We start from the raw sequence: 11,481 nt of genomic DNA on the forward strand, positions 1-11,481 counted from the left end.
TGTAGGATTAGGAGTAGTGGATAATCGCCGGGGTTGGTCGTTCCCAACAATTATTCAGATTGTATTTTCTTGTCGTAAATTAAGCAAATCTAAAAATGTTTCAACTGTTGTAAAAAAGCACTTATAAAAAACACTGTAACAAATCGTTTAAGAACAAACGGCCTTGCTCGGTCGGTCGGAACACGGTCGGGTCTGATTCAAGCAGGCCTTTTTGTCTGGCGGTTTCTATTTGTGCCATGATTTTTGCAGTGGGTACGCTGGTACGTTCCTGCAACATTGCGGCAGGTACGCCATCGGTCAGGCGTAGGGCGTTCATCATGAATTCGAATGGAAGGTCTTCGGCAGTAACGGTTTTGCGTTCAACTACTTCATGCGGATTGCTCTGCATGGCGGCAAGATAGTCGTTGGGATGACGGCAGCGGACGGTACGCTCAATACGGTCGGGATAGGAAATTTTGCCGTGCGCACCGGCGCCTATCCCTAAGTAATCGCCGAACTGCCAGTAGTTCAAATTATGGCGGCACTGCATACCAGGTTTTGCAAAAGCCGATGTTTCGTAGTGGATAAAGCCTGTGCCTTCCAATTCGCTGTGTACGGCATCTTCGATGTCCAATGCCGCTTCATCTTGTGGCAATCCTTTGGGCGGCGTATGACCGAAAGGCGTGTTCGGTTCCATTGTCAGATGATATGCGCTGATATGCGATACGCCTGTTGCAATAGCGGTTTGCACATCGTTTAATGCCGTCTGAGCCGTTTGGTTTGGCAGGGCATACATCAAATCAATATTAACTTTGTCAAATAATTTCAAGGCAGTATCAATGGCTGTCAGGGCTTCTTTGCCGTTGTGAACGCGTCCCAATCGAGTAAGCATATCGTCATTAAAACTCTGTACGCCGATAGACAGGCGCGTAATACCCGCGTCTTTAAATCCTTGAAACTTCTCAATTTCAAATGTGCCCGGATTGGCTTCCAAAGTAATTTCCGCTTCGGGGTGCAAACGCACTAATGAACGCACGCCGCTTAACAAGCGGTCAATTGATTTCGCTTGAAATAGGCTGGGTGTGCCGCCACCGAAGAATATGGTTTCCACAGGTCTGCCCCAAATATTGGGCAATTCAAGTTGCAAGTCGGTTAATAGGGCATCGATATAGGCTTCTTCCGGCAGGCCGTTTTTCAGGCTGTGGGAATTGAAGTCGCAATACGGGCATTTTTTGATGCACCAAGGAATATGGATATAGAGTGATAAAGGAGGCAGGGCGGTTAGCTGGCCGGGACGTTGGAAGGTGATTTGGGTCATAATATGTGTTGAGGCTCGAGGCCGTCTGAAATTTTTAGGGCCTTATTTTAACTGAAATGTCGGCCGGGAAAATAATCAGTAGGAAATTTGCGCAGTCTAAGCGCTCAAAAAAGCTTCTATTTCTTCTTCTGATAATTTGGAATCGCAGACGGATTTTATTTTGCCTTGTGAGATGTTGAGTAATGCGGGAACAGTTTTGATGCCGTGTTGTTCACGAAAATCTTTCAAAGTCGCTTTGTTGCTGCTGTCTGTAAAGCGGATAGTAAGCTGCTTGTTTAAGGAAACGGTAAATAGTTTTGCAACAAAACGGCGACAGTATGAACAGCTTGGTTTGCCTAAAAAGACGATAGCAGTTTCTTGACTATCAATGAGTTGCAGAAGTTCGTCAGGTGTGGTTGGGATGAAGGCAGCGACGTGTTTTGCAAAGGCTGCCAATTCTTCAGGCGAGGGTTTGGGCATGGGAATGAATGTGAGGTAGGCCGTCTGAAGGTTTCAGACGGCCTGTTATCGATTTATAAGGATTCGATTTTTCTTAACAATTCACGCAATGCTTCGGCGCGGTGGCTTTCGGCATTTTTGATTTCAGGGTCAAGCTCGGCGGCGGTGCAACCATGTTCGGCCAGATAGAAATGCGGGTCGTAGCCGAAGCCGTTTGTGCCGGCTGCTTCGGCCTGCCATTGGCCGCGCCAGATGCCTTCAGCGATGATGGGTTGCGGGTCGTTTTCGTGGCGGACGAGTACGAGTACGCAGACGTAGTAGCAGCTTTTATCGTCTTTATCGGTAAGATTGGCAGAAAGTTTGGCGTTGTTTGCAGTATCGGATTTGGGGTTTTCGCCTGCATAACGTGCGGAGAAAATGCCGGGTGCGCCGTTTAAGGCGTTGGTGCAGATGCCGGAATCGTCGGCAAGTGCCGGTAAGCCGCTGTATTTGGCGGCATGGCGTGCTTTAGCCAGGGCATTTTCAACAAAGGTATGGTACGGCTCGGGACATTCGGGCGTATTGAACTGCGATTGTGGTAGGACTTCGATGTTTAAGTCGGCAAAGAGGCGGACAAATTCTTTGAGTTTGCCTGCGTTGCCACTGGCAAGGACGATTTTTTCAAACATGGTTTTTCCTCAATGGTTTTCGGTTTGCTGCATACGAGCCATTTGTGCGCGTGCTTTGTGGCGGATATAAAGGGCAAGGCTGCCGATTTGGGCAAAAACGGCGGCAAAGGCAAACAGAAAGGCGGCAACGGCAAATTGTTTGCTGTGAATGCTCAGAAGATAAGCGCCCAACAGAATCAGTACGATAAACATCAGGGTAAACAGGGCGGTCAGGAGCAGATAGGCTTTTTGTCGGGTCATGGCAGCTTGGGGGGGAGAGGGAAAAATGTTCTGATTATAACGTCAGATTGGGAATTTGAAACCATGCCGGATTCGTTAAAAAGGCCGTCTGAATATTTCAGACGGCCTTAAGTCGAATAACGGATTAACGTAATTCTGTGTGCAGGCGGCTCAACAATGTGGAGGCATCGCTGCCTTTGTATGGGCTGCCGTCTTTATTCAACAGATGGAGGCGTGCGCCATTGTTGATAGGCTCAACATACACGATGATTTCAGGATACGTTTTTGGCGCTTCTGCTTTGCCTTTGCCAAATACGCGTTTGAACAGGCCTGGTTTTTTATTGGCAACTGCTTCGCCTTCGGTTGGCGCTTGTTGAACCAAGAAAGCGCGGCGTTCGGCATTTTGACCGATAACAGTCAGGCCGATGCGGTCAAGCGCAAGGGCGGTACGGCGCCAGTTGCGGCCGTAATCGCCTGCCAGCAACAAAGTACCGTTGTCCACACGGGCCAACTCAGAAGCATTACTGCGGGCGGCAACGCTTTGGGTCAGAGCTTGTTCGGCTTGCTGGCCGTCAACGCCTAAGTATTGCATAAAGCGGGCGAGGAATGCGGCTTCGAGGTTAGGGTCGCTCTCGCTTGGCTGCCACATAGTAGTGTCTTTTTTACGGTCGGCATAAACTTCTTTCATGCCTTTGTGGGCGAAGAAGATGTCGGTCGAATTGTTTTTACCTTGTTCGATGCGGATGATGAATTTGTCGCGTTCGCTGGTAGAGTAGATGCCGCCCAAGCCAACTTTGTCCAACAGACGGCGCAGGCTGTCTTGAGGGATTTTGGCTCGGTTTTCAGCCCACTCGGTTTCCATTTGGCCGATGGCAGGTTCTTCAGATTTGATGTCGAAACCGTTTTCTTGCCAGAATACTTTCAGCAACGGCCAAATTTCGCGAGGCGATTTGCCATCGACAACCAACCAGCGTTGGTTGCCGTCACGCTCAAGGCGTACGCCTTTAACGGATTTCAAGACTTCTGCATTGGCAGGTTGTTGTACGGCTTGAGTGCGGCGTTTGTTGAAGTCGCTGGCACGGACGGCACCGCTGCCTGCCGGTAATTGGTAGAGGTTGCCTTGGTCTGGGTTGTTCAAATCAGGTGGTACTTCCAGTTTGACCAGGCGATGCGATTGACTTTGATAGTCGAGTTTGGGTTGTTCTTTTTTGCTGCCGGAACAGGCAGTCATGCTAATCAGGGCGAGGGCTACTACGATGGGTTTGATATAGGTCATCTTGTTTTCCTGTGGATGGAGTTCTTAACAGGGAGGCCATCTGAAAAGGGCGTTTGGGATTCAGACGGCCTTATTTCCGGATCAGATTTGTCCTGATTTTTCCAGAGCGGCTCGGACTTTGGCTTGACCGGCTTCGGTCAGTGCTACCAAAGGCAGACGAACATGGGGTTCGCATTTGCCCAATAAGCTCAGGCCCCATTTGGGCGCGGCTGGGCTGGGCTCGCAGAACATGGTGTTATAAATTGGGATAAGTTGCTCGTTTAGACGACGGGCGGTCGCAATATCGCCCTCAAGGGCGGCTCGACACATGTCGGCAAAGAGTTTCGGTGCAACGTTGGCTGCAACGGTTACCACGCCATGACCGCCACACAGCATGAAAGGCAGACCGGTAGGGTCGTCACCGGAGAACACGGCAAAACCTTCAGGAACGCTGTTGATCAATTCGATGTTGTTGCCGATATTGCCGCTGGCTTCTTTCACGCCGACGATATTCGGAATCTCGGCCAAACGCAAAATAGTGTCGTTGCTCATGCTCACGACGGTACGGCCGGGAACATTATAGATAATCATCGGAATCGAAGTGGCTTCGGCGATGGCTTTGAAATGTTGGTAAATGCCTTCTTGCGAAGGTTTGTTGTAGTAGGGAACAACAGATAAGGTGTAGTCCGCACCGGCTTGTTCGGCGGCTTTGGAAAGGGCGATGGCTTCGACAGTATTGTTGGCGCCTGTGCCGGCGATAACGGGAACGCGCTTGTTGACGTGTTTGACAGTGGCTTCAATAACGGCCAAATGTTCTTCGACAGGCAGGGTGGCTGACTCGCCGGTGGTGCCGACGGCGACGATGCCGTCGGTGCCGTTTTCAATGTGCCAGTCAATTAAGTCATGAAGTTGTTCGTAGTTGATGCTGCCGTCTTGATTCATCGGAGTAATCAGGGCAACCAGACTGCCTTTTAACATACGGAAACCTTTAATTTTATGGTGTGGGTGAATTATGCAGTGGATTGTAGCTTACTTTGTTGTTTGTGTGAAACATATCCGCTATGAGGCTTTGCTGTTTAATGGTGACTTGTCATTATCTTAATGAATAATACATTTTTAAATCATTGGTTTGTTTGTTTTTAGGTAGAAAAATGATGTCAAGAATTAAAATGTGTTAAGGCGGTTTGAGGCCGTCTGAAAACGGCTGGGCGGAACTTTCAGACGGCCTGATGGTTTTGAATTTGCTGATACATTTCAAATTGGTTAAAATACGCATCTTAATATTTTTTAACGATTCTTGAGAGAAGGTTCAACATGGCCGGAATGACTGAAAAACAGGCGGAATCGCTTGATTTGGTTTATGGTTTGGAAGACAAGCCGCCGTTTGGGAATGCGTTGTTGAGTGCGGTTACGCACCTTCTGGCGATTTTTGTTCCGATGATTACTCCGGCACTGATTGTCGGTGGGGCATTGGAGCTGCCGGTTGAAATGACAGCTTATTTGGTGTCGATGGCGATGGTGGCTTCCGGTGTCGGCACTTATTTGCAGGTTAACCGTTTCGGACCGGTCGGTTCGGGCATGTTGTCGATTCAGTCGGTCAATTTCTCTTTTGTTACTGTGATGATTGCACTCGGTACCGGCATGAAAGAGGGCGGTTTGACTGAAGATGCGATGATTTCAACGCTTTTGGGCGTGTCCTTTGTCGGAGCGTTTTTGGTGTGCTTCTCCGCTTGGCTTTTGCCTTATTTGAAAAAAGTGATTACGCCGACTGTAAGCGGCGTGGTCGTCATGTTGATCGGCTTGAGTTTGGTGCATGTCGGTATTACTGACTTTGGCGGCGGCTTCGGTGCGAAAGCAGACGGTACGTTCGGTTCGATGGAAAACTTAGGTCTGGCATCGCTGGTGTTGCTGATTGTATTGGTTTTCAACTGCTTGAAAAACCCATTGCTGCGTATGAGCGGCATCGCGGTGGGTTTGATTGTCGGTTATATTGTTGCGCTGTTTTTGGGCAAAGTAGATTTTTCCGCCCTGCAAAACCTGCCGCTGATTACCCTGCCTGTTCCGTTTAAATATGGTTTCGCATTTGATTGGCACGCGTTTATCGTTGCCGGTGCGATTTTCCTGTTGAGCGTATTTGAAGCAGTTGGCGATTTGACGGCGACTGCGATGGTCTCCGAGCAGCCGATTGAGGGTGAGGAATACACCAAACGCCTGCGCGGCGGCGTATTGGCAGATGGTTTGGTTTCTGTAATTGCGACTGCGTTGGGCTCTTTGCCTTTAACCACGTTTGCGCAAAATAACGGCGTGATTCAAATGACCGGCGTGGCTTCGCGTCATGTGGGCAAATATATTGCGGCGATTTTGGTATTGTTGGGCTTGTTCCCTGTCATCGGCCGCGCGTTTACTACGATTCCGAGTCCGGTTTTGGGTGGCGCAATGGTGTTGATGTTCGGCCTGATTGCGATTGCCGGTGTGCGGATTTTGGTCAGCCACGGTATTCGCCGTCGTGAAGCGGTTATAGCGGCTACTTCTGTCGGTTTGGGTTTGGGCGTAGCATTTGAGCCGGAAGTGTTCAAAAACCTGCCGGTATTGTTCCAAAACTCAATTTCCGCAGGCGGTATTATGGCAGTATTGTTGAACTTGGTTTTGCCGGAGGATAAAACCGATAAAGCGGTTAAGGTGGAAACCGACAGTTTGGATCACTAAGCAAGCTTTATTCAAAGGCCGTCTGAAGTTTCAGACGGCCTTTGGTTTTTCGGCTATAATATTGTTTTTATTTATTATCCGAGTGGTTCGGATAGCTCTACCCGGAAAGGTTTTATATGACGGTTTATTCACTTTTTATCACTTGTCCTCGCGGTTTGGAAGCGCCTTTGACGCAGGAACTCGAAAGCATGGCATGTCAGGATATCCGCGCTGTTGACGGCGGTGTGGCATGTAAAGGCACGATGGAGCAGGTGTATCGTATCAACCTGCATTCGCGCGTTGCCAGCCGTGTTTTGCTGCGCTTGACCAAAGGCGGTTATCGCAATGAACACGATATCTACAAATTGGCACGAAATCTCCATTGGACAGGTTGGTTTAAGCTGGAGCAGACCTTTAAAGTCAAAGTCGAAGGCAAGCGCGCCAATGTGAAAAGCTTGGATTTTGTCGGTTTGAAAATCAAAGATGCCGTCTGTGATGCTTTCCGCGATATTTATGATGCGCGTCCGAGCGTGGGCAAAATCAACCCCGATATCCGCATTCATGCCTTTATCGATGAACGCAATGTGGAAATCTTTATCGATACTTCCGGTGAAGCACTCTTCAAACGCGGCTATCGACAGGATACCGGCGAAGCGCCATTGAGGGAAAATTTGGCGGCAGGTTTGCTGCTTTTGGCAGGTTACGATGGTACGCAGCCTTTCCAAGACCCGTTTTGCGGCAGCGGCACGATTGCCATTGAGGCTGCATGGATTGCAACACACCGTGCGCCGGGTTTGATGCGCCGTTTCGGTTTTGAAAAACTGCAAAACTTCGACAAAGAAAAATGGCAAGCCCTGCGCCGTGAAGCTGAAAAACAAATCAAACCGGCCGCCGCGCCCATTTCCGGCAGCGACAACGACCGTTATATGATTCGTGCCGCACTAGCTAATGCCCAAGCCGCCGAAGTGGATAATTTCATCCGCTTTGACGTGCAAGATGCGCAGGCTGTGCGACCGAACGGCGAGCACGGCATTATGATTTCCAATCCGCCTTATGGTGTGCGCCTTGCCGAAATTCAGGCTTTGCAGGCGCTTTATCCGCAACTGGGCACATGGTTGAAACAGCATTACGCAGGCTGGCTTGCCGGAATGTTTACCGGCGATCGAGATATGCCGAAATTTATGCGCCTTTCTCCGAAGCGTAAGATTCCGCTGTTTAATGGCAACTTGGATTGCCGATTGTTTTTAATGGATATGGTTAAAGGCTCGAATCGGGGTTAAAACCTGAAATAGAGGCCGTCTGAAAGATGATTTCAGACGGCCTTTTTTGTTTTATTTAGATAGACTTTACTATAACGGAGTTTGCTTTTCGTATTTTAATTTCAGGCCGTCTGAATCGTGTTCAGACAGCCTTTTTATTGGTTTAAAACCGCTATTTTATAGCAATAGGCAATCATCTAAATAATAAAAATCTATTATACAGGTAAAATACATTGTTAAATAAAAATACCATATCTAGTAGTCTTGTGTTTTAATTCGCACCATATCTTGTGTTTATGGTGTTGCAATGAGCAGCTTGAAATTTACAGTTGAGCAAATTGTATGGCAGGAAGTACCGGGCGAAGTGTCGTTGGCATTTCTGTTTTCAGGCTGCCCTCTGCGCTGCAAGGGTTGCCATAGTGCCGATACATGGAAAGAGGGCATTGGCACAGAATTGACCGGGGATTATTTAAAAGGCCGTCTGAAACGCTATCGCGGATTAATCAGCTGCGTGTTGTTTATGGGCGGGGAATGGCAGCCGAAAGCCTTGCAGAAAATGCTGGCCATTGTGACACAGGCGGGTTTGAAAGCCTGTTTGTACACCGGCCTGGAGCGTGAAGAGCTGGAAGCGCTTTCAGACGGCATCCTGCCTTATCTGACGTATCTGAAAACCGGTCGCTGGCAGATGGAGCTGGGCGGCTTGGACAGCCCGACCACCAATCAGAAGTTTATCGATTTACGTACGGGAGAGGTATTGAACCGCTTGTTTATCAAAGACAAACCCGCGCCCAAAGTTTTTCCAGTGGCTTCAATTTAGCCCGGTGCTGTATTGCACTGATTTAAATTGAATTTATTGTATTCGCTGACAGCGATGTTTCAGACGGCCCAACCGTCATTGTTTAATAAATCATCCAAACCATACAGGAGAATTAACATGATTCGGCTGCATCCCGAACAGTTAAACGGAAAACTACAATTCATGCGCGACTACATCAGCGCGCAAAACGCGGCGGACGGATCGAAAATGGACGCCAACGCCAACGTTACCCAGAAGAACATTGCCACGATGGAAGCGGAAATCATGAAAGACTTTTTCGTGCAGATTAACCGCGCCCAAGTGTCGCGCAAAATCGCCGAAATTTTCGACCAATCCGTCGCCGACGAATACATCCGCCAGATTGAGGCGCACGAGATTTATGTCCACGACGAAACCAGCCTCAAGCCTTATTGCGTGTCGGTTACGCTGTATCCTTTCCTGCTCGACGGGTTAAGCAAACTCGGTGGTGAATCTAAAGCGCCGCAGCATTTGGCATCGTTTTGCGGCTCGTTTATCAATCTTGTGTTTGCCATCAGCGCGCAGTTTGCCGGCGCGGTGGCAACGGTGGAATTTCTGACTTATTTCGACTACTTCGCCCGCAAAGACTACGGCGACGATTATTTGGAAACTCACGCCAAAGAAATCGCCAACCATATGCAGCAGGTGGTGTACAGCATCAACCAGCCTGCCGCCGCGCGCGGCTATCAGAGCGTATTTTGGAATATTTCCGTTTACGATCAATACTATTTCGACGCGATGTTCGGCGATTTCGTCTTCCCCGATTTCAGCAAACCGGTGTGGGCGAGCGTGGCGAAGCTGCAAAACTTCTTCCTCAAATGGTTCAATCAAGAGCGCACCAAAGCCGTTTTGACTTTCCCCGTCGTGACCGCTGCGATGCTGACCGATGGCGGCAAATGCAAAGACACCGTGTTTGCCGACGAAATGGCGAAAGAGTTGGCGGAAGGCAATTCCTTCTTCGTCTATCTTTCCGACAACCCCGATTCGTTGGCTTCCTGCTGCCGTCTGCGCAACGCCATTGAAGACCGCACTTTTAGCTATACCCTCGGCGCAGGCGGCGTGGCAACCGGTTCCATCAATGTCATCACCATCAACATGAACCGGCTGGAACAAGACGGGCGCGACCTTGCCGCCGAAGTCGCCAAAATCCACAAATACCAATACGCCTACCGCAAACTGATGGAAGAATACCAAGCCGCCGGAATGTTGCCCGTTTACGATGCAGGCTTCATCACGCTGGACAAACAGTTCCTCACCATCGGTATCAACGGCATGGCGGAAGCCGCCGAATCGCAAGGCATCAAGGTTGGCTACAACGACGATTACATCAACTTTGTCCAAGGCCGTCTGAAAACCATATTCGAAGCCAACCAAGCCGCCAGCAAACACTACGGCGTGAAGTTCAACACTGAGTTTGTTCCCGCCGAAAACCTCGGCGTAAAAAACGCCAAATGGGACAAAGCCGACGGCTACAAAGTCAGCCGCGAATGTTACAACTCCTATTTCTACGTCGTCGAAGACGAAGAAATCAACGCGCTCGACAAATTCCTGCTGCACGGCAAAGAACTGGTGGATTGGCTCGACGGCGGCTCCGCGCTGCACCTGAACCTCGACGAAGCACTGCCCGAATCCGGCTACCGCTCGCTGCTGGACATCGCCTCACAAACCGGCTGCAACTACTTCTGCGTGAACGTGCGCATCACCATCTGCAACGAATGCGGCCATATCGACAAACGCACCCTGCACGCCTGTTCCGCCTGTGGTTCGCACGACATCGACTACGGCACACGAGTGATCGGCTATCTGAAGCGTGTGTCGGCCTTCAGTAGCGGACGGCGCAAAGAGCACGCGCTCAGACATTATCACCGTAAAGCGGCGTAATCGTTGAAAAAAGGATTACTTACAAAAGCAAAGGCCGTCTGAAATTTCAGACGGCCTTTTAGTATGTTTAGATAGACTGACTCTTTCAGCTGCATGATTTTAATTAAATTAAACAACAATGATTGACACTTTAATATTTTGAAGTTCCGCGTAATTCATAGGTAGGGTGTGTGGCGGAGCCACGCACGCGGTCGGTAGTGTTTTATAGCGCATTCACTCCCCAAAATTCATTACCGCCGTTTCTTTTGTGCCGCCCCAATTTAACGGCAGCCATCCGTCCCGCACATAACGGTGGAACGATGAAAACGCCCAATCGCGGACATTGTCGCATAATCCATGTTTGACGGGATTGAAATGGATGTAGTCCGCGCATCGTTGCAAATCCGTTTCGTCGCGAACGGTGTGTTCGTAAAAACGCCGTTGCCAAATACCGCGTTCGTTCCGCCGCTGTTTGCTGGTGGAAAGGTTCTCAGCACGAGGGAAATGTGCGGAGAATTTGGTTTTAATCAGCCGCCAGCGCAGGGAATAATCCGCATCATCGGGCGGCAGCGTCCAAATGGCATGAATGTGGTTCGGCAGTACGCATACGGCGGCGGTTTCAAAGGGATATTGTTTTTGCACATCCACATAAGCCGCACGCAATAAGTTGGTATGTTCGACAAGCAGGCGCGATTTCGGGTCGGCGAGTTTGACGGTGAAAAAGAATGTGCCGCCGGCAATGAAGTTTCTGCGATAACGTGCCATAGGATTTTTTTTGCTTGTGGTTTGGGTGTTGGAGAAGGAATGGTTTGTTGTTTAAGGTTTTAACTTCGTTGAAGCTGATGTTTTCAGACGGCAACGGCATTGGAGGTCGTCTGAAATCGCTAGCTTCAACGAAGTTAAAAGTTGAAATGGCAAACCGTCAATCAAGCAACCGCGTGCGTGCGTACCGCACACACCCTACA

At 49.4% G+C, this 11,481-nt stretch carries 11 protein-coding genes; 4 read left to right on the plus strand and 7 right to left on the minus strand.

All coding sequences use genetic code 11. From position 1 onward, the window contains the following. Positions 1 to 121 precede the first annotated feature (121 nt). From hemW to dapA, 6 genes are all read right to left on the minus strand, one after another. Positions 122 to 1,297, minus strand: coding sequence for a radical SAM family heme chaperone HemW (gene hemW, locus HMPREF2608_RS05115; RefSeq protein WP_070826205.1), 1,176 nt, complete (start codon positions 1,295 to 1,297; stop codon positions 122 to 124). Positions 1,298 to 1,393: 96 nt separating this feature from the next. Further along, positions 1,394 to 1,756: a thioredoxin family protein gene (locus HMPREF2608_RS05120; RefSeq protein ID WP_070826206.1), complete on the minus strand. Its 363-nt coding sequence runs from the start codon at positions 1,754 to 1,756 to the stop codon at positions 1,394 to 1,396. A gap of 53 nt (positions 1,757 to 1,809) precedes the next feature. After that, positions 1,810 to 2,403 carry an RdgB/HAM1 family non-canonical purine NTP pyrophosphatase gene (gene rdgB / locus HMPREF2608_RS05125; RefSeq protein ID WP_070826207.1) on the minus strand — a complete coding sequence of 198 codons (594 nt, stop codon included), beginning with the start codon at positions 2,401 to 2,403 and terminating at the stop codon, positions 1,810 to 1,812. A gap of 9 nt (positions 2,404 to 2,412) precedes the next feature. Beyond that, positions 2,413 to 2,643, minus strand: coding sequence for an NGO_0222 family membrane protein (locus HMPREF2608_RS05130; protein WP_003679018.1), 231 nt, complete (start codon positions 2,641 to 2,643; stop codon positions 2,413 to 2,415). A 124-nt stretch (positions 2,644 to 2,767) separates the two neighbouring features. After that, positions 2,768 to 3,898 (minus strand): outer membrane protein assembly factor BamC, encoded by a 1,131-nt coding sequence (bamC, locus tag HMPREF2608_RS05135; protein WP_070826208.1) that lies wholly within the window; start codon positions 3,896 to 3,898, stop codon positions 2,768 to 2,770. Positions 3,899 to 3,979: 81 nt separating this feature from the next. Further along, on the minus strand, positions 3,980 to 4,855 hold the full coding sequence (gene dapA, locus HMPREF2608_RS05140) for a 4-hydroxy-tetrahydrodipicolinate synthase (RefSeq protein WP_070460828.1): 876 nt from the start codon (positions 4,853 to 4,855) through the stop codon (positions 3,980 to 3,982). A 336-nt stretch (positions 4,856 to 5,191) separates the two neighbouring features. Between dapA and HMPREF2608_RS05145 the strand changes: the two genes are divergently transcribed. From HMPREF2608_RS05145 to nrdD, 4 genes are all read left to right on the plus strand, one after another. Next, on the plus strand, positions 5,192 to 6,583 hold the full coding sequence (locus HMPREF2608_RS05145; protein ID WP_003679024.1) for a nucleobase:cation symporter-2 family protein: 1,392 nt from the start codon (positions 5,192 to 5,194) through the stop codon (positions 6,581 to 6,583). A 116-nt stretch (positions 6,584 to 6,699) separates the two neighbouring features. Then, on the plus strand, positions 6,700 to 7,842 hold the full coding sequence (locus HMPREF2608_RS05150; RefSeq protein ID WP_070826209.1) for a THUMP domain-containing class I SAM-dependent RNA methyltransferase: 1,143 nt from the start codon (positions 6,700 to 6,702) through the stop codon (positions 7,840 to 7,842). A 286-nt stretch (positions 7,843 to 8,128) separates the two neighbouring features. After that, on the plus strand, positions 8,129 to 8,638 hold the full coding sequence (nrdG, locus tag HMPREF2608_RS05155) for an anaerobic ribonucleoside-triphosphate reductase activating protein (protein WP_070826210.1): 510 nt from the start codon (positions 8,129 to 8,131) through the stop codon (positions 8,636 to 8,638). Positions 8,639 to 8,692: 54 nt separating this feature from the next. After that, complete coding sequence (nrdD, locus tag HMPREF2608_RS05160) at positions 8,693 to 10,537, plus strand: anaerobic ribonucleoside-triphosphate reductase (protein ID WP_084824576.1); 1,845 nt, start codon at positions 8,693 to 8,695, stop codon at positions 10,535 to 10,537. Positions 10,538 to 10,750: 213 nt separating this feature from the next. Here the strand turns inward: nrdD and HMPREF2608_RS05165 are convergent, their stop codons facing one another. After that, complete coding sequence (locus HMPREF2608_RS05165) at positions 10,751 to 11,281, minus strand: REP-associated tyrosine transposase (RefSeq protein ID WP_070826212.1); 531 nt, start codon at positions 11,279 to 11,281, stop codon at positions 10,751 to 10,753. Positions 11,282 to 11,481: the final 200 nt, after the last annotated feature.

The organism is Neisseria sp. HMSC064D07, from assembly GCF_001837185.1.
In the GTDB taxonomy this organism is placed as follows: Bacteria; Pseudomonadota; Gammaproteobacteria; order Burkholderiales; family Neisseriaceae; genus Neisseria; species Neisseria flavescens_C.